Origin of the sequence: Sphingobacterium sp. UBA7631 (assembly GCF_002483935.1) — a bacterium.
Taxonomy (GTDB): domain Bacteria; phylum Bacteroidota; class Bacteroidia; order Sphingobacteriales; family Sphingobacteriaceae; genus Sphingobacterium; species Sphingobacterium multivorum.
Map to the genome: position 1 here is coordinate 501,284 of NZ_DLIX01000010.1, position 26,227 is coordinate 527,510.

Genomic DNA, 26,227 nt, shown 5'->3' on the forward strand with positions numbered 1-26,227 from the left:
TATGTCAATAAAAGCAAAAGTAACATTGGTAGGAGCAGGCCCTGGTGATCCGGATCTGATCAGCCTAAAAGGCATCAAAGCAATAGAAAAAGCAGATGTCATTTTATACGACGCCTTGGTGAATGATGAACTACTGGATTATGCACAGGCTGAATGCATCAAGATATATGTTGGAAAACGAGCCGAACAACTCTCTACTTCACAGGATGAAATCAATCGCCTTTTGGTGGATTATGCCTTAAACTATGGCCATGTTGTACGTCTAAAAGGTGGTGATCCATTTGTTTTTGGCCGTGGTGGCGAAGAAATTGACTACGTACAGCAATATGGTATTGAAACTACCGTTGTGCCAGGTATTTCCTCCGCAATTGGACTTACCGGACTACAGCAACTTCCATTAACTTACCGGGGAATCAGTGAGAGCTTTTGGGTCATCACAGGCTCCAAATCGGACGGTTCACTTTCAACAGATCTTTATCTGGCGGCAGAATCCAAGGCCACTGTCGTTGTCTTGATGGGATACGGAAAATTGGCAGAGATCGTGGAAATCTACCGCCAAAGAAATCTTCATAATTTACCAATAGCCTTGATTCAAAATGGTTCATTGCCTAATGAAAAAGTTGTACTAGGTACTATCGATAATATTCTTGATGAATCAACAGAGAAAAGGGTCGGTGTCCCAGCGATTATTGTAATCGGCGAGGTCGTTGCCAAGCATCGTTCATTCCAACACATTAAAGAAAAAGCTTTAGCTTTATAGATATGAACCAGCTATTTCCAATATTCGTCAAATTGAATCAAATTGACACCTTACTTGTTGGAGGCGGGAAAGTTGCATTGGAAAAATTTCAAGCTTTAATTTCCAATGATGAGGGATTAAAACTGACCATTGTGACTCGGGAAATCATCCCGGAATTTAAGGAGCTATTACAAAATTACACACAAATTCAGCTCCACATGCGTCCGTTTAGACCAGACGACCTTACGGACAAACAACTTGTTATTGCAGCAACCAATAACATGGAGCTCAACGAGCAGCTGCGTAATTTAACAGGGCAAAATAACATACTGTTTAACGCCGCGGACAAACCCGAATTATGCGACTTCTACCTGGGGTCCATCGTAAAGAAAGGCGACTTGAAAATAGCTATTTCCACCAATGGCAAATCACCGACGATTGCCAAAAGGGTGAAGGAACTATTAAATGACTTGTTACCGGAGGAAATTGATGAAACACTATCACTCATGAGTGCTTATCGAGAGCAGCTTCGAGGAGATTTTGAATACAAAGTAAAGCAGTTGAACGAGCATACCAAAAATATATTACGTTATGAACGTTAAGGAAATTAAAGAAATTATTGGCGAAAAAAAAGGAGTGGAGCTCTTACAAACAATAGCCTCACTATTTCCTAATGAGGTAGTTTTTTCAACCTCTTTCGGTATTGAGGATCAAGTAATCACGGAATGGATCTGTAAAAATAATATTAATATCGACATATTCACACTGGATACTGGAAGACTGTTCAAAGAAACCTATTCCCTGTGGAGCCGCACCTTGGAGCGTTATCAGTTGCGTATTAAAACATATACTGCGGATACAACATTGTTGGAAGATTTTATCAGCAGAAAAGGTCCAAACTCCTTTTATGAGTCGGTTGAGAATCGGAAGGAATGTTGTAGGATAAGGAAAATTGAACCTTTACAACGCGCGATTAAAGGGAAAAAAATTTGGGTAACGGGCATCCGATCAGATCAATCCATCAATCGTCACGACATGGACTTTATCGAATACGATGAAACGAACCAAATCATCAAAATCCATCCTTTATTTGACTGGACTTTTGAGGAAGTTAAAAATTATTGTAAAGAGCAATATATCCCGTACAATGTGCTACACGACAAGGGTTTCCCAAGTATCGGTTGTCAACCTTGTACAAGAGCAATACAAGAAGGAGAGGACTTTCGCGCTGGTAGATGGTGGTGGGAAGATCAAAGTAAAAAAGAATGTGGTTTGCACGCCGTTAAATCATAAAATAGCGAAGTAGAAACCCAAATTCATTAAAATCAAATTTTATTATTTCAGAGAATGGACTATTTAGATCATTTAGAAGCGGAAGCAATATATATTTTAAGGGAGGTAGCCGGACAATTTGAAAAACCAGCGCTATTATTCTCTGGTGGTAAGGACTCCATTACACTTGTTCACCTAGCAAAAAAAGCATTTAGACCTGGTAAATTTCCTTTTCCACTAGTTCATATTGACACTGGTCACAATTTTCCCGAGACAATTACGTTCAGGGATTCATTGATTGAAGACATAGGAGAAAAACTTATCGTTGGTTATGTTCAAGACAGCATTGATCAAGGAAAAGTCGTTGAGCAAAAAGGAAAAAATGCAAGTCGGAACGCCTTGCAAACAGTTACCTTACTCGATACAATCGCAAAACATGGTTTTGATGCCTGTATCGGTGGCGCACGTCGGGACGAAGAAAAAGCGCGTGCTAAGGAAAGAATCTTCTCCGTGCGTGATGAATTTGGACAATGGGATCCGAAACGCCAAAGACCTGAGCTGTGGAGCATCTTTAATGGCAAAATAAACAAAGGCGAAAATGTACGGGTGTTTCCTATTTCAAACTGGACCGAGCTCGATGTTTGGAACTATATTAAACGTGAACAGATTGCATTGCCATCGATTTATTTCAGCCATGAACGGGATGTTATTACCCGCAATGGGCAACTGATGGCTGCTGCCTCATTCTTAAATATCGATGCAGATGATATCATAGAACGCAAATCTGTACGTTTCAGAACTGTAGGCGACATGACTTGTACAGCAGCTGTAGATTCAACAGCAACGGAGTTAGATGATATTATCGCCGAAATCAAGGCCTCAACGGTAAGTGAACGTGGCGCTAGAATGGACGATAAGGTATCGGAAGCAGCCATGGAAGAACGTAAAAAACAAGGATACTTTTAATTCAAATCAAATACCTGATATTGACAACAATGAATATATTGAAATTTATAACGGCCGGTTCTGTAGATGATGGTAAAAGTACCTTGATTGGCCGATTACTATATGATACAAACTCCATTTTGGACGACCAATTGGAAGCTATACAGCGTGCCAACCGGAAAAATGACGATGGGACGGTAGACTTGGCCATATTGACTGATGGACTTAAAGCTGAACGTGAACAAGGCATAACAATTGATGTAGCCTATAAATATTTCCAGACTGAACACCGAAAATATATTATAGCCGATGCTCCAGGACATATCCAATACACCAGAAACATGGTAACTGGAGCTTCCAATTCAGATCTCATAATCATTCTGGTTGATGCACGCAAAGGCGTAATAGAGCAAACAAAACGTCATTCTTTCATAGCCAAATTATTGGCCATGAAACAAGTCTTGGTCTGCATAAACAAGATGGATATGGTCGATTATAGCGCTTCTGTTTTCAAACAGATCAAGGCTGATTATTTAACTTTAGCTAACAATCTCGGACTTAAGGATATTGATTTCATACCTGTTTCAGCCTTAAAAGGAGACAATATTGTCCATAAGTCAGAAAGAATGAGCTGGTATGCAGGCGAATCTTTATTGGATTACCTGGAAAATGTAGAAATTCACGAACAGGAAGCAGCCAGTTGGAGGTTTCCCGTCCAATGGGTTGTAAGACCACAAACCGATGATTTACACGACTATAGAGGCTATGCAGGCCGAGTACTAGGAGAGGGGCTGACGGTTGGTGACCAGGTTATTGTTTATCCAGCAGAAACATATAGCACAATTCAAGCGATTGAATTAAACGGGCAACAACTTCAACGGGCTGAAAACGGACAATCTGTCATTGTACACCTCAGTGACGATGTCGACATTAGTCGCGGCGATACCATTGCAAGTGTAGAACAGCCGCCAAAGTTTGAGCGCAATATTCAAGCAAACTTATGTTGGTTCGACAATAAACCTTTGGATACTGCGCAAGTTTATCTTGTCCAAAGCCACAGTAAATTAACCAAGGTTAAGATTGTAGATGTGTTATACAAATTTGATATCAATACACAGGAAAAAATATATAATGATCCAATCAAACTAAATGATATTGGTCGAATAGCCATTAAGTCCGCTGAGAATCTAGTATTTGATCTACAGCAGGAAAATCCGGCAAATTCTCAAGCGATTGTTATTGATCCACGGACAAATCTAACAGTTGGTGCTTTAATGATTCAAGCAATCGATTAATATTTTTTTAAACGTAAATATTCAACCTAAATATTATTCAAGGAACTCAGGCATTGTTTGGGTTCCTTTTTTTTATGAAGTTGAACTTATACACCACAGAATCCATTTTAAAGAACCAAGCTTAAAGATCAACTGTATAGAGAGGGCACACTCGGATATTTACTATTTAACATAATATAAATTATAAATACCAAATATATAAAGAAAATAGGGGTCATCTACATTTATCAAATAGTCAGAAAAAAAAGCTAAACGTTAAATATTCATCAATTGTAATGAGTATTCATAGCTATTTTATCAAAAACGAAAATGATTCTATCTTTTAGATTTAATTTCGAATAAAATACTGTTAAATGCTCATTATGCCTTCATTTCGCTATTGATTAGTCTGTTTTAAATAATTTAAAAAAAATATGAAATTTCATTAAAAAAGACTAATAATTGTAAATAATTAACAAATATTGGTTTTTTATTAAAAATTATATAAATTAGTACCAGCCAAAGGGAAATTTTACTAATTAAAACATGTCAAAAAACTTTAACGAGTTCATTTCAATCGTTGAGAAACGCAATCCAAATGAACCAGAATTCTTACAAGCTGTAAAAGAAGTTACTGAGGATTTATTTCCTTATATTACTGAAAATCATCCTGAATTTTTCGACCAAAAAATTCTTGAAAGACTTACTGAACCTGAACGTATTATATCTTTTCGCGTAACTTGGTTGGATGATAATCACCAAGTACAGGTAAATCGTGGTTATCGTGTTCAAATGAACAGTTCAATCGGTCCATATAAAGGTGGCCTTCGCTTCGCTCCTTCTGTCAACCAAAGTATTTTAAAATTCCTCGCTTTTGAACAAGTATTTAAAAATAGCTTAACAGGACTACCAATTGGTGGTGGTAAAGGAGGTTCTGATTTTGACCCTAAAGGTAAATCAGATAATGAAATTATGCGTTTTTGTCAAAGCTTTATGACAGAACTTTATCGTCATATTGGCGCAGATACAGATGTTCCTGCAGGAGATATCGGCGTTGGTGGACGCGAAATAGGCTTTTTATTCGGTCAATTTAAACGACTTCAAAACAATTTTACAGGCGTTCTAACGGGCAAAGGTGAATTATGGGGTGGATCATATATTCGTCCCGAAGCTACCGGCTATGGGCTCCTATATTTTGTTGACTGCATATTCAGATATCAAGGAAAATCTTTACAAGGTAAAGTAGCTACAGTATCTGGTGCTGGCAACGTAGCCTTTTACGCTGTTGAAAAGGCTGTTCAACTTGGCGCCAAAGTAATTACTGTATCAAATAGCTTGGGCACACTTTACGATCCTGATGGTTTTAATGCTGAAAAAATGGCATTTGGGGCTACTTTGGGAAGAAACCTCGATCAATATCCTGCTCGCTATCCAAACGCCAAATTCTTACCTGGTCAAAAGCCATGGCAATTTAAATGTGATATCGCTCTGCCATGTGCAACACAAAATGAATTAGAAGAATCGGATGCTAAAGCGCTTGTAGCAAATGGTTGTATCTGCGTAGCTGAGGGTGCAAATATGCCTTCTACTGCAGAAGCTATTAAAGTTTTTCTAGATGCAAAAATCAGTTTTGCACCTGGCAAAGCTGCGAATGCTGGTGGTGTTGCTGTCAGCGGCTTGGAAATGTCTCAAAACTCAATCCGTACACAATGGTGTACAGAAGAAGTTGACAATCGCTTAAAAACCATTATGGAAAGCATTCACGAAACTTGCTTGAAATATGGCCAAGACAGTGGATTCGTTAATTATCTGAAAGGTGCCAATATTGGTGGTTTTATAAAAGTCGCTAACGCGATGAAAGCACAAGGTATCGTATAACACGCCTTTTTCTAATCATATCATAATCCTGAGCGCTCAAATGCATTGCATTTGGGCGTTTTTTTATACTTTTATGCTAATTTTAAAAAACACAAAATTTAAATGAGATTAATAGCTGAACTCCCCCATCCCGATTGCAAGATTTCAATCTTTGGTATGAATCAAAAATTCATTATTAAATTTGAACAAGGAAACTTAGAACAATCTTATAAAATTGCAGAAATGGATATAATTGGCGGTGTAAATGGGGTCTTTGATTTACTTGACGAAGAATTTATGAAGAGTGTGATCGATCAATTCGCATTGATGCGCCAATCTTTTAATAGTGCTTATAGTAGATACGAATAAAAAATCCATGCTGAACTATATATATTTTGTGGCATTTTGGGCCTGTCAAATTATTTCATCTATCCTGTTTAAACTTGGCGGGATACATCCAAAGTATAAATGGACAACTTTAATTATAGGAAACATTATTCTTTTATCAGCAAGTTGGTTTCTTGTGCAGTTATTTAAGAACGTCTCTCAACCTATCGTAATAGCCTTATGTTCTGGTGGCACATTTCTGACTGTCCAATTGGCGATGGCGCTATATTTTAAAAGTTCATTGAGCTGGCAGCAGGTACTGGGTATGTTTGTCATCATTTCAGGTATGGTTTTGATTACTTTCGGAGGTAAAGAAACGACTTAAGCTACAATGAGGTTAGTTATAGATGTGTTTATTTGTTATAATAAAACTCATCTATAACTAATGAACCTGCCAATTGTTGATTAAAACGATCTAAATCGGTCATTTTCCCAGAAATATCATACATTACTTCTAACTTACCACTAATCTTTTCAATAACACGCCTGGTAGCTTTAATCTTAAAATCCAATGCCAATTGTTCAAACTCATGTAAGTGATAAAACTCATTGGAACTAAACTTTACGTGTAGAGAACGGACTAGGTAGTAACGAGCCAAAAGAATTTCGATCCGCTGAAAAAGCGCGAGTATTACCACCATAAAAACAGCAAAGGAAATCGCATAAACCAGTTGCCCCAATCCGGCAAACATGCCAATACCAGCTGTCGCCCAAATAACGGCCGCTGTTGTGAGACCACTAACTGATAGTTTGCCATTAAAGATCACACCAGCACCAATAAAGCCTATACCAGTCACAATATTTGCAGCAACGCGATCAGTACTATTGCCAATAAACAAACAGGAAACAATAGTAAACATCGCCGAACCGAAACAAATAAGCACTACCGTCCGAAATCCAGCAGATTTATTCCTATACTCACGTTCAAAACCAATTAAACTCCCACACAGAATTGAAGTGAGAGCGTTTAACAAAGGCTCACTAGTCAAAAAGTTAATGATATTCTCCATACCGAACTTTACAGAAAGATGAAACACGGAGCTTCGAACATGCTCAGCTCCATGAAATTAAGACTATAGATAAGCGTAAGTTATACCATCGCCCCCACGATCTTGATGTTCGTCCTCAAAACGGCTTACATGACTATATTTACGAAGGTAATCGCGAATAAATTTGCGCAAAATACCATCACCTTTACCATGAATAATTTTTAAGGACGGATAACCTATCATGACGGCCCGATCCAAAACACGTTCTAATTCATGCAGTGCGTCTTCTGTGCGCATTCCTCTTAAATCAAGTTCTGGCTTGAAATCAGCTACACTGCCAGAAGATAATGATCTTGATAGACTTTTTGCAGACTTCTTCCCTTCCCGCCCTTCGAGTTTAATCACATTCTTTCGCTTTTGAACAGTGCGAAGTTCCCCCATGGCAAGAATAAGGTTGTTCTTTGCAATTTCGACAATCTGCGCTTCAGCACCATTATCTATAATCTGTACCCAATCCCCAATATTTAATTCGGTGGCTTCAGGCGTTTTTTCTTTGACGATTTGCTTCGCCGGTTTTTGCTCTTTGGGAAGAACAGCTTGAAGTGCCTGATCCAAATTGCTGCGCAACTCACGAGTTTTCTCTTTATCCGCTTTTGCAGATTTGATCTGCGCTACCGTATTTTCGATTAACTTATTCGAACTTTTAATAATCTGTTGCGCTTCCTCTTTCGCCTTTTTCAAAATTACGCGCTTATTTTCTTCCAAATAACTTTGTAATTCCAAATACTCCGATTTAATCGACTCCAGTTCCTTCTCGCGCTTATTAATAGCAACCTTTGTATCAAACACCTCTTTCTTTTCTCGCTCAAGATCGATCAATAATGTATCTACCTTCTTCTGTTGAACACCAATTTTACTTTTAGCAGATTCCAAAATATCCTTACCTAATCCTATTTTCTGCGCGATTTCGAAAGCATAAGAGCTTCCTGGCTTACCAATTTGTAGGATATACATCGGTTTCATTTCGCGATTATCAAATAACATTGAAGCATTTTCCAGACCTGTCGTATTGCTGGCAAAAACTTTGAGATTTGAATAGTGGGTGGTCACAACTCCCCTGATTTGTTTTTTGTTAAGGGATTCCAATACAGCCTCAGCAATAGGTCCGCCAAACAAAGGGTCGGTACCGGTTCCAAACTCATCGATCAGTACCAAAGTACGTCCATTTGCAAATTCCGTAAAATATTTCATTTTGGACAGATGTGCACTGTAGGTACTCAAATCACTTTCAATAGATTGATCATCGCCTATATCAGCAAATAGCTGCTTAAAAACACCGACTTTACTTGTCGGTTCCGCTGGTATTAATAAGCCCGATTGCACCATGATTTGCAAAAGGCCAACCGTTTTCATACATACCGATTTTCCGCCGGCATTAGGACCCGATACAACAATAATACGTTGAATATGATCAATTTGAATGTTTAAAGGAACAACAGTATGATGCTGATTTAGCAATAGAAGCGGATGTCGACCATTGACCAAATTAATCTCAGCCTCCTTCGATAATTCAGGCATTTCTGCCTCAATATCCAAGGCAAAAAGTGCTTTCGCTCGCACAAAATCTACTTTGGTTAATAGGCTGTGATAGGAAAGCAAGAGCGGAATATGTGGCCGGACCTTATCCGTTAGTTCGACTAAAATACGGATGACCTCACGCCTACGTTCAAACTCCAGGTCCCTAATTTTATTATTTAACTGAAATACTTCTTCAGGCTCTATATAAGCCGTTTGTCCCGTAGCGGACTCATCATGAATCAAACCTTTGAGCTTTCTTTTATTTTCCGCAAGAATAGGAATACAGAGCCTTCCATCCCGTATCGTCAGATTCCCATCCGCTGTCCATCCGCTGTCCTGTGCGCTCTTAAAGATACTATTGATACGTTTTAGGGCCTCCTGTTCTGCCCGTTGAATTTGTTGGGTTATTTCCAACAGTAATCGGGAAGCATTATTTTTAAGCTTTCCACGCTCGTCAATGACCATTTCGATATCGCGAATAATCCCCTTCTCGATCGGTAAATGCTCAAACAATACCTCTAAATTGGGATAGAGACTTTCCCGCTCATTAAAATAACGGATAATAGCGTAAACAGTCTTGAGGGATAGTAATACCCGAAAAAATTCATCCTCGAGTAAGAACGCGCCCTCGACTCGAGCTTTCTCGATAATGGATCTAAGCGGAAAGAAATTTTCAACAGGAAATGCGCCATCATTCATTAGAAGATCCTTAAACTCACTGGTCTGTCTTAGAAATCGGTCGATTTGGTCAAACCGGGTTTGAGGTTGAATTTTTTCAACTAGCTCACGCCCAGACTCACTTAGGCATTTTTGTTTTATTTTATCTTTTATCTCGGAAAACCCGAGTTTATCAATTGCATTTATTGGATATACCATAGAAATTATATTCTTTGATGGTTAAAGTTCCGTCGGCGGCTTAATGTGCCGTGGCGGTGTAAGAATTGGTCTTTTTTCCAATTCACTTGTTGGTAATTGTGGCTCCACATGGTTTTGTATCACAAGAGTATCCTTGACTGAAGTACCAGGTGTTTTCAGTTGGGAAACCGTATCTTTCTGTGGAGAAGGCGATTCAATTGGTAAATTTGAATTACCGACCGACAATTGGTTCATGAGATAGCCGTTCATGCTTATACCAGTCTTTGTTTGAAAGTTCGTATTAAACAAGGAAGAAGCTTCTCTAAAGGTGAATTTCGTCTTATTAGGCAGATAATGGATAAGTGCTGCAACTCGTTCCTGATAAGCCTGTTGTGCACGCATAACGCGATTGGTGCTATCTTGAATACGCATATTCTGGATTGAATCGCGCGTTCGAATTGAATCTTGCTTTTTCCGTTCTATATCGGCGTAAACCTTATTTTCCTTCGTTAAATTATCCTCCACTTTTTTATAAATCGCAGACATCACTTCAGCATCCTTACCATAATAGTCTAAGTTCTTTCGAAAAGAAACCGAATCCAATCCATATTTATCAAAGGTCACTTGATACAAAGGCAACATTACTTTACGTGCGCTGTCAATGGGCAAAATATTAAGATAGGAGTCTGTCAGTTGAATTTCGGTCAATGCATCCACAAACTTACTTTGAGGGATAATATCTTTCCCCCCAGTTCCGATACAAGAACCAAATAAAAAAATCACTGCAAGTAGATTCAGTATTAATCGTAGCATTTCGTAGTTTTGTACAAATTTACAAAAAGCACCGACATTTGGCACTTTTTACATCATCAAAACTATATCGGAAATGAGTATTGCTAGTAATTTAGAAGCGTTAAGATTGGAAACCGAGGCTGTTGGGGTACAACTTGTAGCAGTTTCAAAAACAAAATCCAATTCGGACATTATGGAAGCCTATGAGGCAGGACAGCGTATATTTGGTGAAAATCATGTTCAAGAATTAGTTGAGAAAGCAGCGCTTTTACCTAAAGATATTCAGTGGCATATGATTGGTCACCTTCAAACTAATAAGGTTAAATATATTGCACCATTCATCAGCTTAATTGCGTCAGTTGATTCATTAAAATTATTAAAAGAGATCAACAAACATGCGCAGAAAGCGAAGCGTACAATCGACTGTTTGTTACAAGTATATATTGCAGAAGAAGAAACAAAATTTGGTTTCGACCATGCTGAACTAATCGAACTTCTTCGCGACGACGAGTTTCTCGAATTAAAAAATATTCGGATCTGTGGCTTAATGGGCATCGCATCCAATACAGATAATGAAAAAGTCATTAAAGCCGAATTTTATGAGTTAAAAATGTTATTCGATGGAATTAAGGTAAGTTTCTACCGGAAGGAAGAGTATTTTAATATCCTATCCATGGGAATGTCCTCAGACTATAAGTTAGCGATTGAAGAAGGTTCGACAATGGTACGGATTGGAAGCACAATATTTGGCAAAAGAGTAATCAAACACTTCAAAAACAATGATTAAAACAACGATACGAGAGGCAATTGAAAGTGATTGCACCCAAATGCTCGAGCTAATTAAAGAATTGGCTATTTTTGAAAAAGCACCGGACGAGGTCACCGTGTCGCTTGAAGAATTTAAAGATGCAGGATTTGGAAAGAATCCCGTTTGGGGTGCATTTGTTGCCGAAGTGGATGGCGAAATTGTCGGAATTTCATTATATTATGTCCGATATTCAACCTGGAAAGGTAGAAGACTCTATTTGGAAGATTTGATTGTTACCGAAAGAATGCGAGGTTTAGGGATAGGCAAGCTGCTTTTTGATAAAACTTTAGCTTACGGCAAACAGTGTGGATTTCATGGCATGGTGTGGCAGGTCCTCGATTGGAATGAGCCAGCTATAAAGTTTTATGAAAAATATAAAGCAAACTTTGATGCCGAATGGATTAATGTGTCAATTACGTATTAAATAACGAGAATCATCAATTCAATGCGATTTTACTTTTTTTTAATAGTATTATTTATTAGCTGCGTTCTGTCCGCTTGCAGTGACCACAAAAAGGCCGCTATAGCGAAACAGCCCACAGACACACTTTCCTATAGTCAAAAAATCATCGATGAGCATAGCAATTATTTTCTAAAAGAAGATGATCGCTTGGACACAACTTATTTTCGCGCAAAATACCCGATTTTCCAAGAAAATAAAATCAATACCCTCATATCAAGTATCGTTCATCTTGAAGGCGACACAAGCATGGCAGATGCAGCACATCGCTTTATAAATTCATACAACGAATATGTGGAAGACAATAATGGCAAATCTACATCAACCTGGAGTCGGGATCTACAGATTGATGTGATCGTCAATACGCCTGTTTTCTTGGGTGTAAGAACCAAACAAGAGGAATATACTGGTGGAGCGCATGGGGACCATTTCACGCTGTACTCCAATTTTGATCGTCAATCTAACAGTGCAATTACAATCAATGATATCATTCAGGAAGAGAACAAAAATAAATTCGTTCAAATCGCCGAGCAATACTTCCGTAAGCAAGAAGGATTAAATGCTGATGATTCCCTAAATGGAAAGTACTTTTTTGAAGACGGTAAATTTTCTTTGGCCGATAACTTCACTTTTGAAAAAAACGACATCCTGTTTTACTACAATGTATACGAAATCAAATCTTATGCTGAAGGAAACACTGAATTACGTATTCCCTATACAACATTTAAACATCTGATTTCAGAAAAAGGATTACACTATATTAATAGTATCAATTAGCAATCAACTAAACTAATAAATAAATGCAGGTTTTTAAATTTGGGGGTGCATCAGTAAAAGATGCTGAAAGTGTCAGAAATTCGGCGCGGATTATTTCTAAATACAAAGGCGACGCCTTGTTAGTCGTCATATCCGCCATGGGAAAGACAACAAACCTTCTAGAGAAATTGACCAAAGAATATTTTAATAACACGGGGAACCAATTTCAGACACTTGAAGAGGCGAAAGCATTTCACTTTCAAATCCTTCAAGAATTATTCCCTGAAGCTGAACATCCTATATTTGATGAGATTTCCAACTGCTTTGTGGAGATCGAGTGGATTTTAGAGGAAGAACCTCAAGATTCATATGATTATCTTTTCGATCAAATTGTTTCGATGGGTGAACTTATCTCCACCAAGATTGTTGCAGCCTACGTTGCATTCATTGGTGAAAAGGTAAAATGGCTAGATGCGCGAGATTACATATTTACGGACAACACCTATCGCGAAGCTGTCGTAGACTGGAACAAAACGGAAGAAAAAATCCGTGCCGAACTGCCAGCCATCCTAGACGAGTTTATTGTGATTACACAGGGTTTTTTAGGTTCTACCTCTGAAAATTTCACAACCACTTTGGGCCGTGAAGGTTCCGATTACTCTGCGGCAATTTTTGCTTCTTGTCTAAATGCCGAAAATGTAACTATATGGAAAGACGTTCCAGGTGTACTTAATGCGGATCCGAAGTGGTTTGAGAAAACCGAGTTGATTCCTGAGCTATCTTATACCGATGCTATCGAGCTTACCTATTATGGGGCTACGGTTATTCACCCGAAAACAATCAAGCCGCTTCAGAATAAAAAGATCGCATTAAATGTGCGATCCTTTGTGGACCCTGACTCACCTGGAACAATGATAAAGAGTACAAACCAAACTTTACCTGTGCCTTCCTTCATCTTTAAGGTGAACCAGATTTTTATTTCCATCTCCCCGAGGGATTTCTCATTTATCGTTGAAGACAATCTGAGAGACATCTTCAACCTATTTCATGAACATCGTATTAAAATTAATATGATGCATAATACGGCGATCAACTTTACGGTTTCCGTCGATGATACTGGAAAAAATCTAGTCGACTTAATTAACGAACTGGAGCAAAAATTCAAAGTCAGGTATGAATCTGGGCTAGAACTCATTACAATCCGTTATTATAATCAAGAAACCATTGATCGCGTTTTGGTTGATAAAGAAGTTATTAGCGAACTAAAGGATACCTATACTTGCCAACTTCTCGTTAAGAAAATATAAATGAACACATTAATCCTTCAAGAGGAGGCTCAACAGTTTTTAGAACGAAACAAACTGGAGTCTCCGACTAAAATCGCTTTAAAAAAATCTCCTTTTGAAGGAATATCATCTTCCGAGCTCGCGGCACAACTCGATGGTAGACAACGGGCGAGCGGCAAAATTCCACTATGGGCCGAAACAGCAGGGATTTACTTCCCCACCAAACTCAATCTCGAACAATGTTCTTCCGAGAAAACCGGATTATTTAAAAGTTCACTCATCGAAAACAACAGCCATTTAATTGATGCTACCAGTGGCTTCGGTGTTGATAGCTTTTACTTCTCTAAACGGGCAAAGCAAGTAACATCCTGCGAACTCAATCCCGAACTCGCTGCAATCACCCAACATAATGCAAAGATATTGAAAGCAGAAAATCTTCAGATCATTGCGGCAAATGGAGTTGAATATATACTAAACGATCCAAAGAGAAGATTTGATTATATCTATTTGGATCCTTCAAGAAGAGTTCAAAACAAAAAAGTGTTTCTACTTGATGAATGTGAACCTAATTTGGTTGTCTTGCAAGATGAATTTTTCAAACATGCCAACAAAATAATAAGTAAGCTAGCTCCACTATTGGATATTTCTGCAGCAATACACATGCTGCAACATGTTAAGGACGTTTATGTCGTCTCTTTGCAAAATGACTGCAAAGAACTTATCTTCGTGCAGGAGAAAGGATACGAAGCTGAACCTTGCATCCACGCGGTCAGGTTATATCAAGAACAACAGCAGATTATATCTTTCACTTACGAAAATGAACGTGCAATTTCAAATGACTACAGTAGGCCGCTATCCTATTTATACGAACCGGATGTAGCTCTCTCCAAAGCCGGAGCATTTAAGACTATTGCCGAAGTATTCAACGTAAAAAAACTCCATAAAAACACCCATCTCTACACCTCCGATCAAAAGATCGAAAATTTTCCCGGTAAAACATTCATCATCAAACAGGTGGAATCATTTACAGATTTTAAGAAAAATAAAAGAGCATTGAATTCCGATATCATCGCCAAAAATTTTCCCTTGAAGACCGAAGAGATCAAAAAGAAATTTAAAATCAAAGACGCTAGTGATTCGTTCACATTTTTCACGACAACCGTGAATGATCAATTTAGTGTCATACATACACAACGTATTTTAGAATAGACATTTTCATTACAATTGTCGAATAACTTCTCCGTAATTTTAATGCATGGATAAAATAGCGTTATCAGCATTGGACTTGGCTCCGATCAAAAAAGGAGAAAATACAGCAAGCGCGTTGGCTCGCACCGTAAAAATAGCCCAACATGTAGAAAAATTAGATTTTGAAAGGATATGGGTTGCCGAACATCATAATATGGAATATATTGCCAGTTCAGCAACCTCACTCCTCATACAACATATCGCATTAAACACCAGTTCTATACGCGTGGGTTCTGGTGGGATCATGTTACCAAATCACGCTCCTTTAGTCATTGCAGAGCAATTTGGAACATTAGAAACCTTGTTTCCCGGGCGTATTGACCTCGGTTTGGGACGTGCACCGGGCACTGATCAATTGACCGCAATGGCTTTGCGCAGAAACAACTTGAATACAGCCTTTCAGTTTCCACAAGAGGTAAAAGACTTACAGCGCTACTTCAGTGGAGACAACTACGACGCAAAAGTACGTGCGTTTCCAGGAGAAGGATTGGACATCCCACTCTATATCCTCGGGTCAAGTACCGATAGTGCCTATTTAGCTGCTAGCTTAGGTCTTCCATATGCTTTTGCAACGCATTTTGCTCCGGCACAGTTTGCCTCAGCAAGCATGATCTATCATCAAAATTTTGTTCCTTCTAATACCTTAGAAAAACCATATTTCATCTCTTGTGTCAATGTTATCGCTGCCGATAGTACGGAAGAAGCCAATTTCTTAGCAACAAGCTTCTATAATCTATTCGCTGGTATTGTGACAAATACCAGAAGACCACTTTCAGAACCTACTCAAGAGGTAATCTACAAAGGCATTCCCGCGATAGAGCAAGCTGTACAAAGTATGGCTTCCTGTGCATTTATTGGCGATGGCCCTAAAATCCTTCCGGAAATAGAAAAATTCGTAAACGATCACAAAGTGGACGAGATCATGGCGACTTCCTATATCTTTGATGATGAAAAGTGTCTCCATTCATTATCATTGTTGAAAGAAATTCTTACGTAAGAATCCAAACTACTTTATATACGGTGAATTTTATATATTTAAGCAAAATTCACCGCATATGAATGTTTTTTTTTCCTTCAGCCTGATATTGGGTTTGCTCTCCCTGCAGGCATGTTCAAACCAGACAACAAAACAACAGCAAGATCGACCTGATGCAAAAATAGTATCAGACAGTTTAGCGGTATCGACTGTGGATGACACAACATCTTCTATTTACCAAAAAGCAGACCCTGCTAAAGGTCAGATTTTCCTTGTTCGTAGTTACCGTATCTGGGAGAAGGAAGATCCAACGGCTGTCTTAAATAAAGAATGGTATGATCTTTACGAAGAAAGTGGACAATATTACTTGGCAAAGGCGGATTATGTGATTAAAGATGGTTTTGACGAGTGTGCTCAGGTACCGTCTAAGAGTGTCGAATCACGCAGAAATTCATTGTTATTCTTGAAGTTAAGCGGACTTAAGCCTGGTCTCATTGAACATGTCAAAATAAATCAAGCCGAAATCTGGCCAAAAGAATCTGTCCAGTATACTTTTAAAAACCAAAAAGTTACCCTCAAAGCAGTGGGTGATATTAGATCGACTGAAGTGCAAACCGACGAAAACGGTCACGAGAAAGTATTTCATGAGGTTGCCAATTATAAACTCAACTATAGCGCAACCAATGGAGGTAAAGAAAAGACACTTTTCCAGGTAGATCAATATGACCATGTATTTATGAGGACATTATTTGTTGGAGATATTGACCGGGATGGCGCGCTGGATTTTATTTTTTCCAATCCAAGGAATTATGAGGAAGAGGCACTATTACTGCTGCTTTCCAATCATGGCAATCCATTGATTTTTGATGCAGAAGAACAGTTTGATTGTTAATAGAACTGAAATGGGAAAAATAAACTATTACCTACATCGAATGCAATCCATTCATAGGGCAATGATTTCGGTCTGTATTTTTTTATTGATCTACTTCATCTCTCCCATTAAAACCATCCCCTTGCTCAATTTAATGTTGTGCTGGTTTGGTTTTTGTCTTGCCTACGTTTCTATATCTTGGTATACATTCTACACCACACCTATTTCTACCATCGCGCGCAAAGCACAGCAGGAAGATGGCAGCCGTCTCTTTGTATCCCTTTTTATTATTTTAGTGACCATAGGCTGTTTTATTTCAGTATTAATGATTATCATATCAAGTAAGGATAAACAGCTGAATGATGCCTACATTATCATTATTTGTATGCTGGCCATGTTGGCTTCATGGATATTGGTTCACACCATATACACCTTTCATTATGCGCGATTATACTACGAACATCACGCAAATGGAGCTGGACTGGAGTTTCCAGGAGATGACCATCCAGATTATTTAGATTTTGCTTATTTTTCATTTGTGATGGGCTGTACCTTTCAAGTATCTGATGTGGAAATATCGTCAAAAAAAATAAGAAGAGTAGCATTATTTCATGGCCTCCTCTCCTTTGCTTTAAATACGTTTGTCGTTGCATTGACCATTAACATCATTTCTGGATTGATCAATTGAGATTTTGGCCAAAAAAGCTTATTTTAGCACAAAAATTACACACATGAAGTTGTTTAAGCCTTTAGTCTCGTCCGTTTTATTCGTTATCTTATTTATCTCGTGTAAAAAAAATGAAAATACAGGTGGTGCTGCGGACGCTTCCGGCAGCTTTATCGGTCGTGTTAAATACCAAGGCAATTCCATTGAAGTGGACCGGGATAATCGCCTGATACGGGTGCTTCGTGATGGTACCGATACCTATAAAATTGAGTTTTTCACAGGCATCCCAAATATTACAGGCGTTCGATTTGATAAAACCAATGATAGCACTTGGACGTCTACTGATACAACACTCTTAAAAGACGTGAAGATCGAAGGAAAGTTGCTGAAAATTAATTATCAATCTAATAGCCAATCTTGGGTTGTGGATAATGCAGTACGTAAATAATAATCGATCTAAATTGTCATATTAACTTCATTTTCTGTTTGAAAATTATCTCTTTCTCCCTATATTTAGGTAAGCATAAAGGAAAAGAGAAATGAAAAAAATAAATAAATTAGGTGCAATTGCATCTGTGTTTGCTATTGCCATTGCTTTGAGTGCATTTAGCTTCCAACAGGAAAAACCTAAAGAAGAACCAAAACCGACTAATCTCAAAGTTCTTCCCAAAAATATCTCCCACGATGAATTGATTTCCACTATGAAGGAATTTAATGTCGCATTGGGTGTAAAATGTGGTTTCTGTCATGCACCGTCGAAGGAAGATCCCAAAAAAATGGATTTTGCGAGTGATGATAACCACAAAAAAGAGATTGGACGAGCGATGATTAAGATGACCCAAAAGATAAACAAAAAGTATTTTAATCGAAGCTGGGATAGCTCGCCTGCCAAAGCTATTTCCTGTAAAACCTGTCATGGCGGAAAAGAAGAACCAGAAATGGTCTTAGCAAAAAACTAATCAAACCACATATTCATGTAACACCATAATACGCTGTATTGTGGTGTTTTTTATTTCTATTACATTTTAATGGAAAAAAGTTTTAGAACCAGAAGAATAAGACCATTCATTTTGGAAATGAATAAGGAACCGCGCGAAACTACGCTAAGCTAAGTATAAAAAATAGTCAGTAAATAAAAAAAGCTTCTCGATTGAGAAGCTTTAGTACCCGGAGCCGGAGTCGAACCGGCACGGTTTCCCACTGGTGTTTGAGACCAGCGCGTCTACCAATTCCGCCATCCGGGCATATCCGTTTGGGATGATGCAAAAGTAAGTAAAGTTTTTATTATTCCAAATCACTATACTGATCATTTTTAAAACTCATTGAAAATGAATGAGAAAATTTTAAAAAAACTTTTCATTTCCCTATAGAACGATTGAAAACGACCTTTTTTACGTATTTTTAATCAGAAAACAATCAAATGATTATGGAAAAAGTAAAACTCGGAAACAGTGAAATTGAATTCAAACCTCTTGTTTTCGGTGGAAATGTATTTGGCTGGACCGTCGATGAGAAACAATCTTTCGCCCTGTTAGATGCTTTTATCGATATGGGATTCAGTCTTATTGATACATCCAACAACTATTCACATTGGGTGCCGGGACACAGTGGGTCAGAATCAGAAACAATCATTGGCAAATGGATCAGCAAAAGAGATATTCGCGATAAAATTCAGATTGCAACAAAAGTCGGCGGACGTCGAATAGACAATAGTAAACCTAATCTTAAAAAAGAGTATATTATTAAATCTGTGGAAGATTCACTCCTGCGATTGAATGTAGACACAATCGATCTTTATCAATCTCATCACGATGATCTGACAACTGGAATCGATGAAACACTGGAGGCTTATCATAACCTGATACAGAATGGAAAAATAAAATGGATCGGTGCTTCCAACCTAAGTCCAGAACGGATTTCAGAATCCCTTCGTATAGCCGAAGACCACAATTTACCGTATTATATCGCTATTCAGCCCGAATATAACCTTTACGACCGGATGAAATACGAAGAGCAGTATGAACAATTGGCCCTCGATAATCATCTTGGCGTCATCAGCTATTATTCACTTGCCAGTGGTTTCCTGTCGGGTAAATACCGCTCTATTGATGACATCAAAGGTGCCAAGCGTTATGACGCACTAAAAGACAAGTTTAACACCCGCGGCCTGCGCATTTTAGATGTTTTGGCTGAGATAGCACATACACAACAAGCTAGCATGTCCGCTATAGCGTTAGCCTGGAGTTTACACAGGCCTTCAGTTACAGCGCCTATAGTGAGTGCAACTAGTATCCAGCAGCTCGAAGAACTTAGCAGAGCTGTAGAAATCAAGCTGACACCGGAAGAGTATTACCTCTTAAACCAAGCAAGCGATTACTAGACCAAAAGCACAAAAAAACAATCTAGTATATTGAAAATAAGAACATTAAAAATATACTAATCAAGTTACCAAATAATATTTGGCTATACCGTATAGGAGAAAGTGAGCTGTTCTAAAATAAAGAAAACAGATGATTTAGATAACGAATATAAACGCCTGTTTTTCAACAACTTTTTCTCAGCCCGAGGCAACTTATCTTATTTTTTCATTCAGCAAGGATAAAATGGAAACAGGCACCATCGCACTGATATCTCCTCCATTAAACCACACGTCTCTAACAATGGATGAAGAAATATGAGCCTTTCCAGATCTACTCATTAAAAAATAACTTTCAACATCATTATTGAGCAACAAATTATTTTGAGCAACTGCATTTTCAAATTCAAAATCATTGGTATTTCGGAGCCCACGCAATATAAAACCTGCTTTAACTTGCTTACAGAAATCTACTGTAAGACCTTTATATTTATGCACCTCAACCCTACTCACATCGTTAAAAACACGGCTAATTGAATCTACCCGTTCGTCATGATCTAACATTCCTTTTTTATTGGCATTATAGCCCACTGCAATAATAATTTTATCAAATAGCGGCATTGCTCTCTCAACAAGATCTTGATGAGCTAATGTAAAGGGGTCAAAAGAGCCCGGAAAAACAGCAATTTTCATATTAGATAGTCTTAGCGTAAAAAGAAAATGATGAATACCCGTATTTTCTAGTTTCTATAAAATTTGGATGATCTTCCATTTGTCTTGTTGACGGATGCTCAACAACAAGGAGCCCATGTTCATGCAGCAATTCCTGTTCAAAAATTAATTTTGGCAATTGTGGCAATTTAGGAATATCATAAGGTGGGTCTGCAAAAATAAAATCATAGGTATCCTTACAACTGGCAATAAACTTAAATACATCGGCTTTCCTTGCTTTAATTTGCTCCAGTTTCATCTTCCCGGCTGTTTCATTGATATATTGCACGCATTTGAAATGAAGATCTATTGCATCTACTGACTCCACATCTCGCGATGCGAGCTCAAAACTAATATTTCCTGTTCCTGCAAAAAGATCCAGACACTTTAAACTATCAAAATCCAGTCGGTTCTGTAAAATATTAAACAGCGCTTCCTTAGCGATATCCGTGGTTGGCCTCACAGGTAAATTGGTTGGTGGGTTCAGCCTTAAACCACCTAAACTACCTCCGATTATTCGCATAGTATAGAATCAAACAATACATTATATGGGGCCAAATTTGACTCGATCTCGCTATCCGCCAATACGACTTTTGTCTTCAAATCCAATATTTCGATATCACCCGCATAAGTAGAGATACGTTTATAATAGGATTCATTTGGAATTTCTCCTGAAAGGAGCACTTTATTGATGGAGTCCCCTAGATTGAATTGTGTTAAAATATTAAGGACATAGTAGCTGATATCATCAAGATTATGAATTTCAAAACTATTATAAAGCTGAAAAACCCCGTTTTTAAACAGATAAAAATCAACTGTATTTTCAGCTACAAAATGAAGCCCCAGCACACTCCCTCTAATAGATACACGCTCCTGGGCACGATCAAGCACAACCGCAAATTCGGGAAGTATAACAGCATCAGGAAACAACCGCTTCCACCTATTTAATAAAAGCCCATCAAACTGGTATACAGCAACTAAATTAAGATTATCTAAAGAATAGCTAAATGTATTTTCAAGATCAGTTGTACCTAAAAACTGTAGGTAATCGCTGATATTTTCGCTCAGAAAAAATTCTTTTGGAATAAACGTAAAAGTTTGATGTGGTATCACAACGCGGACAAATCGAAACGGAAGGCTCATAATCCGTGTGGCATCCAAAATTGGCTCCTCAGACGGATACTCGATCAAAATCGGTGCGATCGACTTTTTATCAACCACCGCCAAGACATCCTTCTGAAAGCCAGCCTTGACCAAAAGATTGTACTCCGGTAAATAATGAATATTAAATTGTTTTGAAATATAATTCATTCGCTGAATTGTAAAAATTAAAACTTCTTAGAGCAAAAATAGCTTTTTCTAGAGGATAAGACAAACCTTTTAAATAACTTTGAGGGTGTTCATCAAAAATCTGTTAATACAGCAATTCCCATGGCAAGCCACCGAACAGCAGTTGGAGGCTTTCGAATTATTGCAAGAATTTCTTCTCGCTTTTGACAAGCAATCCTGCTTTGTACTTAAAGGATACGCTGGTACGGGAAAAACAACATTAATTTCGGCGCTGGTTAAAGTGCTGCCTGCATTACGGAAAAAGGCTGTTCTGCTGGCACCAACAGGCAGGGCGGCAAAAGTGATCACCTATTATTCTGGTCGCAAAGCACTGACAATACACAAAAAAATATACCGAAAAAAATCTGCTGTATCATTTCAGCTGGATTTCACCTTGGCGGAGAACCTGCACGAAGACACTTTATTTATCATCGATGAAGCTTCAATGATATCCAACGCACCTGTGAATGCATTTTCGGCAAGCCTGTTGGACGACTTGATCCGTTATGTACAATCGGGGAAGAACTGTACCCTATTATTTGTTGGAGATACGGCTCAATTACCTCCTGTAGGACTCCTGGATAGTCCTGCCTTAAACCCAAGCTATCTCGAAAGTGAATTTCATCTTTGCGTTTATCCTTTTGAGCTAACCACGGTTGTCCGCCAATCCAAAGACTCCGGTATATTGTACAATGCAACCAAAATACGCGAAGAGATAACCTCGGCAGAAGAAGATCAAGACGACTTCCCTTTTCCAAAATTCATAACAAAAGGATTTAAAGATCTTTACAGAATGACAGGTGAACGGTTAATCGAAGGTATAAACTATGCATATGACAAATATGGACTCGAAAATACCATGATTATCTGCCGTTCAAATCGATCTGCAAATTTATACAACCAAAATATAAGGAACCGAATTTTGTTCCGGGACGAGGAACTGACGGGCGGAGATTATATTATGGTTGTAAAAAACAACTACTTCTGGTTACAGGAAAACAACATGGGCGATGGATTTATTGCAAATGGCGATATGGCCAAAGTACGAAAAGTAAGTAACATCCACGATCAGCATGGATTTCGATTTGCAGATGTCACACTTGAATTTGTAGACATTGACGAAATAGAACCCATCACCTGCCGCGTTATCTTAGATAGCCTCTATACAGACGGCCCCAATCTGCCCTATGAAAGCCAAAAAGCTCTCTACGAAGAGATTGCCTTGGATTATGCCGATATCATGGATAAGAAGGACAGGCTCGAAGCAATCAAAAAAGACCCCTATTATAATGCGCTTCAGATTAAATTTGCATTTGCAATTACCTGCCATAAAGCACAAGGTGGTCAATGGCCAATCGTGTTTGTTGACCAGGGCTATATAAACGATGATATGTTGGATCTTGAATTTTTAAGATGGTTATACACTGGGGTTACCCGAGCAACAAAGGAACTTTTTCTGGTCAATTTCAATGAAAACTTCTATCCATCATAGGATTATTACACGAATCATTCGCAAAAGAACCTAATAATAGATATTTTTACGTTCAGAACCATTATTATACAATTATCTATATTATTAATGCATAAGTACTACTTAATCTTAGCGGCGAGCTTATTGCCCTATGTTAGCACTGCACAACAGGCGAAGGAAGCCCCTATAAAGTCAAATTATCAGCTGGCTGCAAAATTCTCCCCTGAAAAATTAAAGAAAATGATTTTTTCGACGAGCATCAAACCAAATTGGATCAATTTTTCCGATCGCTTTTGGTATGATTACGCAAGTCCGCAGGGAAGAAACTGGTACATTGTAAACCCTGCACTGAAAAAGAAAGAACTTCTTTTCAATAACGACAACCTCGCCGCTCAAATTACTAAAATCGTTAAAAATCCTGTAGATGCCCAACATCTGGAATTACAGGGGCTTCGATTTACCAAAGATGAGAAAAAATTGAGGTTTCAGATTCAGAGTACCAAAGATACCGTAAAATCCAAAGATGAAATACAAAAGCTCAAGAATAAGTCCGATACCACCAAAAAGAAACTATTTTATCTGGAATATGACTTAGCAGCACAGTCTGTGGTAGAAATCAGCGACTCGACAAAGGTAAAACCGCCATTGGGTTGGGCGACATTCTCGCCTGACACCAATACAGTCTATTTTGCGAAAGATTACAACTTGTATTGGATGGACAAATCCAACTATCTTAAAGCGGTAAAGTATGAAAAAGACAGCACCATTGTTGAGCACCAGATAACAAAGGACGGGGTGCAATATTATGCTTGGGGCGGTGATGAATATAGCACAACTACGGGTGAGGAAAAAGATAAAGACAACGATACTAAACGGAAGCGAGTATGGATCAGCTGGTCTCCGGATGGACGTTACTTTACCTTAACCAGAAAGGACAACCGTTCTCTAAAGCCCTTATGGGTAATCAATAATGTTGGCTCATCCCGGCCGACACTTGAAACTTATAAATACCAAATGCCAGGCGAAGTCGATTCGACAGAAACTGAACTATATATCTTCGACGCGGCAGCAAAAACTCCACGCCGCATCAATATAGCTGCGTTTAAAAATCAGACCGTCTCTACCTGGACAAAAACCCCGGATAAAAATTCTTATAAAGAGGATTATTTTACCAACTACTGGCTGGGCAATAACGAAGAGTTTTACATTTCACGCTCCAGCCGTGACCTCAAACGGATTGATCTCCTAAAGGTCAATATAAATGGTACGGTAAACAATATTATCCAGGAGCGTTCCAATGTATATTTGGATGTTCAAAAACCATTCCTGATCGAAAACAAGAAGCAATTAGTTCATTGGTCGGAAAGAGATGGCTGGGGCCACTACTACCTCTACGACACAAATGGAAAATTGATTAATCAAATTACAAAAGGAGCTTTTCATACGGAGGAAATTACCGGTTTAGACCCTGCTTCAGGAACACTATACTTTACAGCGTCGGGCCGTGAGAAAAATGAAGATCCCTATTATCTACATCAGTACAGTGTAAATACAAATGGTTCCGGAATTAAATTATTAAATCCAGGAAACTTTGACCACCAAGTGGAAATGAGTGAATCTTCCCGATATTTTGTCAATAATTCCTCCAGAGTAAACACGACTCCTGAATCCATCTTATACAATAGCAATGGACAGAAAATAATGACACTGGAAAAAGCTGACCTATCCTTGCTATTTGCTGCAGGTTACAAATTTCCAGAACCTTTTAAAGTGAAAGCTGGGGATGGCACCACGGATCTCTATGGGGTTATGTACAAACCATTTGATTTTGACAGTACCAGAACTTATCCAATTGTGGAATATGTATACCCTGGGCCTCAAACCGAAGCTGTCAATAAATCCTTTGGAAGAAGCATGGACAGAATCGACAGGCTAGCGCAGTTTGGCTTTATCGTCATCACAGTTGGTAACCGTGGTGGACATCCTTCACGTTCGCAATGGTATCATACCTATGGATATGGCAATCTGCGTGACTATGGTTTGGAAGATAAAAAAGTAGCGGCGGAACAGCTCGCAGATCGTTATAAATACATCGACATTAACCGCGTTGGTATAACTGGTCACTCCGGCGGTGGTTTTATGTCTACAGCGGCGATGCTTGTTTACCCTGACTTCTTTAAAGTTGCGGTGTCTGGCGCCGGAAACCATGAAAATCAGATTTACAACCGCTGGTGGAGTGAGCGTCATCATGGGGTGACAGAAAAAGTATCGGCTAAAGGCGATACAACATTCTCCTACCAAATCAATAAAAATACAGAGCTCGCAAAAAACCTAAAAGGCAGACTACTTATCGCTACCGGAGATATTGACAACAATGTGCACCCGGCAAATTCAATTCGCATGGTAGACGCATTGATCAAGGCTAACAAAAGATTTGATTTCCTGCTATTACCTGGACAAAGACACGGTTTTGGCGATATGACGGAGTATTTCTTCTGGAAAATGGGCGATTACTTTAGCCAATATCTGTTGGGTGATTCCAAGATGAACGAAGTTGACATGACTGAAATGAATCGAGAAAAACCACAAAAATAACGGTT

The 26,227-nt window shown here is 38.5% G+C and carries 27 protein-coding genes and 1 tRNA gene; 21 read left to right on the forward strand and 7 right to left on the reverse strand.

The annotated features are described in order from the left end of the window. Window position 1: 1 nt before the first annotated feature. From cobA to B3P16_RS18595, 8 genes are all read left to right on the forward strand, one after another. Complete coding sequence (gene cobA / locus B3P16_RS18560; protein ID WP_286751882.1) at window positions 2-760, forward strand: uroporphyrinogen-III C-methyltransferase; 759 nt, start codon at window positions 2-4, stop codon at window positions 758-760. A 2-nt stretch (window positions 761-762) separates the two neighbouring features. Beyond that, a complete protein-coding gene (locus tag B3P16_RS18565; RefSeq protein ID WP_070564161.1) occupies window positions 763-1,341 on the forward strand; it encodes a precorrin-2 dehydrogenase/sirohydrochlorin ferrochelatase family protein in 579 nt (192 codons plus the stop codon). Further along, window positions 1,331-2,032 (forward strand): phosphoadenylyl-sulfate reductase, encoded by a 702-nt coding sequence (locus B3P16_RS18570; RefSeq protein WP_286843836.1) that lies wholly within the window; start codon window positions 1,331-1,333, stop codon window positions 2,030-2,032. The genes B3P16_RS18565 and B3P16_RS18570 overlap by 11 nt, the downstream gene beginning before the upstream one ends. 54 nt (window positions 2,033-2,086) lie before the next feature. Continuing rightward, window positions 2,087-2,977: a sulfate adenylyltransferase subunit CysD gene (cysD, locus tag B3P16_RS18575; protein WP_070564167.1), complete on the forward strand. Its 891-nt coding sequence runs from the start codon at window positions 2,087-2,089 to the stop codon at window positions 2,975-2,977. A 29-nt stretch (window positions 2,978-3,006) separates the two neighbouring features. Continuing rightward, window positions 3,007-4,251, forward strand: a complete 1,245-nt coding sequence (locus B3P16_RS18580) for a sulfate adenylyltransferase subunit 1 (protein ID WP_286843838.1) — start codon at window positions 3,007-3,009, stop codon at window positions 4,249-4,251. 525 nt (window positions 4,252-4,776) lie between these two features. Next, window positions 4,777-6,108, forward strand: a complete 1,332-nt coding sequence (gene gdhA / locus B3P16_RS18585) for an NADP-specific glutamate dehydrogenase (RefSeq protein ID WP_070564173.1) — start codon at window positions 4,777-4,779, stop codon at window positions 6,106-6,108. A gap of 102 nt (window positions 6,109-6,210) precedes the next feature. Continuing rightward, entirely contained in the window at window positions 6,211-6,456 is a 246-nt protein-coding gene (locus B3P16_RS18590) for a hypothetical protein (protein WP_070564176.1), read from the forward strand. Window positions 6,457-6,463: 7 nt separating this feature from the next. Beyond that, window positions 6,464-6,799, forward strand: a complete 336-nt coding sequence (locus B3P16_RS18595) for a hypothetical protein (RefSeq protein ID WP_231585243.1) — start codon at window positions 6,464-6,466, stop codon at window positions 6,797-6,799. A gap of 28 nt (window positions 6,800-6,827) precedes the next feature. On the opposite strand, the gene B3P16_RS18600 is transcribed toward B3P16_RS18595, so the two are convergent. The 3 genes from B3P16_RS18600 to B3P16_RS18610 form a co-directional block, all read right to left on the reverse strand. Further along, a complete protein-coding gene (locus B3P16_RS18600; RefSeq protein WP_286843839.1) occupies window positions 6,828-7,484 on the reverse strand; it encodes an MgtC/SapB family protein in 657 nt (218 codons plus the stop codon). Window positions 7,485-7,547: 63 nt separating this feature from the next. Beyond that, a complete protein-coding gene (locus tag B3P16_RS18605; protein WP_286843840.1) occupies window positions 7,548-9,917 on the reverse strand; it encodes an endonuclease MutS2 in 2,370 nt (789 codons plus the stop codon). Window positions 9,918-9,938: 21 nt separating this feature from the next. Then, complete coding sequence (locus tag B3P16_RS18610; protein WP_286843841.1) at window positions 9,939-10,709, reverse strand: DUF4296 domain-containing protein; 771 nt, start codon at window positions 10,707-10,709, stop codon at window positions 9,939-9,941. Window positions 10,710-10,782: 73 nt separating this feature from the next. On the opposite strand from B3P16_RS18610, the gene B3P16_RS18615 reads away from it, so the two are divergent. From B3P16_RS18615 to B3P16_RS18660, 10 genes are all read left to right on the forward strand, one after another. Beyond that, on the forward strand, window positions 10,783-11,475 hold the full coding sequence (locus B3P16_RS18615) for a YggS family pyridoxal phosphate-dependent enzyme (protein ID WP_286843842.1): 693 nt from the start codon (window positions 10,783-10,785) through the stop codon (window positions 11,473-11,475). After that, on the forward strand, window positions 11,468-11,920 hold the full coding sequence (locus tag B3P16_RS18620; protein WP_046673395.1) for a GNAT family N-acetyltransferase: 453 nt from the start codon (window positions 11,468-11,470) through the stop codon (window positions 11,918-11,920). The genes B3P16_RS18615 and B3P16_RS18620 overlap by 8 nt, the downstream gene beginning before the upstream one ends. Before the next feature lie 21 nt (window positions 11,921-11,941). Beyond that, window positions 11,942-12,733 carry a DUF3298 and DUF4163 domain-containing protein gene (locus B3P16_RS18625; protein WP_070564193.1) on the forward strand — a complete coding sequence of 264 codons (792 nt, stop codon included), beginning with the start codon at window positions 11,942-11,944 and terminating at the stop codon, window positions 12,731-12,733. A 23-nt stretch (window positions 12,734-12,756) separates the two neighbouring features. Beyond that, window positions 12,757-14,019, forward strand: a complete 1,263-nt coding sequence (locus tag B3P16_RS18630; RefSeq protein ID WP_286843843.1) for an aspartate kinase — start codon at window positions 12,757-12,759, stop codon at window positions 14,017-14,019. Then, the gene (locus tag B3P16_RS18635; protein WP_286843845.1) at window positions 14,020-15,207 is read left to right on the forward strand and encodes a THUMP-like domain-containing protein; all 1,188 of its coding nucleotides are present in this window, start codon (window positions 14,020-14,022) and stop codon (window positions 15,205-15,207) included. Between the two features lie 46 nt (window positions 15,208-15,253). Beyond that, window positions 15,254-16,243: an LLM class flavin-dependent oxidoreductase gene (locus B3P16_RS18640; RefSeq protein WP_286843847.1), complete on the forward strand. Its 990-nt coding sequence runs from the start codon at window positions 15,254-15,256 to the stop codon at window positions 16,241-16,243. Window positions 16,244-16,301: 58 nt separating this feature from the next. Beyond that, a complete protein-coding gene (locus B3P16_RS18645; RefSeq protein WP_070564203.1) occupies window positions 16,302-17,114 on the forward strand; it encodes a hypothetical protein in 813 nt (270 codons plus the stop codon). Window positions 17,115-17,124: 10 nt separating this feature from the next. Further along, window positions 17,125-17,781 (forward strand): DUF1345 domain-containing protein, encoded by a 657-nt coding sequence (locus B3P16_RS18650; RefSeq protein ID WP_201303531.1) that lies wholly within the window; start codon window positions 17,125-17,127, stop codon window positions 17,779-17,781. A 43-nt stretch (window positions 17,782-17,824) separates the two neighbouring features. Continuing rightward, window positions 17,825-18,208 (forward strand): hypothetical protein, encoded by a 384-nt coding sequence (locus tag B3P16_RS18655; protein ID WP_115048675.1) that lies wholly within the window; start codon window positions 17,825-17,827, stop codon window positions 18,206-18,208. A 91-nt stretch (window positions 18,209-18,299) separates the two neighbouring features. After that, the gene (locus B3P16_RS18660; protein WP_070564210.1) at window positions 18,300-18,719 is read left to right on the forward strand and encodes a c-type cytochrome; all 420 of its coding nucleotides are present in this window, start codon (window positions 18,300-18,302) and stop codon (window positions 18,717-18,719) included. Between the two features lie 205 nt (window positions 18,720-18,924). Here the strand turns inward: B3P16_RS18660 and B3P16_RS18665 are convergent. Then, window positions 18,925-19,004, reverse strand: a tRNA-Leu gene (locus B3P16_RS18665). A 182-nt stretch (window positions 19,005-19,186) separates the two neighbouring features. Here B3P16_RS18665 and B3P16_RS18670 point away from each other — a divergent pair. Continuing rightward, the gene (locus B3P16_RS18670) at window positions 19,187-20,140 is read left to right on the forward strand and encodes an aldo/keto reductase (protein ID WP_070564213.1); all 954 of its coding nucleotides are present in this window, start codon (window positions 19,187-19,189) and stop codon (window positions 20,138-20,140) included. Window positions 20,141-20,332: 192 nt separating this feature from the next. Here B3P16_RS18670 and coaD read toward each other — a convergent pair whose 3' ends face one another. From coaD to B3P16_RS18685, 3 genes are read right to left on the reverse strand one after another with little or no spacing between them, the layout of a single operon-like run. Beyond that, complete coding sequence (coaD, locus tag B3P16_RS18675) at window positions 20,333-20,809, reverse strand: pantetheine-phosphate adenylyltransferase (RefSeq protein WP_286843850.1); 477 nt, start codon at window positions 20,807-20,809, stop codon at window positions 20,333-20,335. 1 nt (window position 20,810) lies between these two features. Further along, window positions 20,811-21,350, reverse strand: coding sequence for a 16S rRNA (guanine(966)-N(2))-methyltransferase RsmD (gene rsmD / locus B3P16_RS18680; protein WP_286843852.1), 540 nt, complete (start codon window positions 21,348-21,350; stop codon window positions 20,811-20,813). Then, on the reverse strand, window positions 21,341-22,138 hold the full coding sequence (locus B3P16_RS18685; protein ID WP_201668394.1) for a DUF3822 family protein: 798 nt from the start codon (window positions 22,136-22,138) through the stop codon (window positions 21,341-21,343). Before B3P16_RS18685 ends, rsmD begins: the two co-directional genes overlap by 10 nt. Window positions 22,139-22,223: 85 nt before the next feature. Here B3P16_RS18685 and B3P16_RS18690 point away from each other — a divergent pair, with 85 nt between their 5' ends. Next, window positions 22,224-23,648 (forward strand): ATP-dependent DNA helicase, encoded by a 1,425-nt coding sequence (locus B3P16_RS18690; protein WP_070564226.1) that lies wholly within the window; start codon window positions 22,224-22,226, stop codon window positions 23,646-23,648. A gap of 87 nt (window positions 23,649-23,735) precedes the next feature. Next, window positions 23,736-26,222, forward strand: a complete 2,487-nt coding sequence (locus B3P16_RS18695) for a S9 family peptidase (RefSeq protein ID WP_286843853.1) — start codon at window positions 23,736-23,738, stop codon at window positions 26,220-26,222. Window positions 26,223-26,227: the final 5 nt, after the last annotated feature.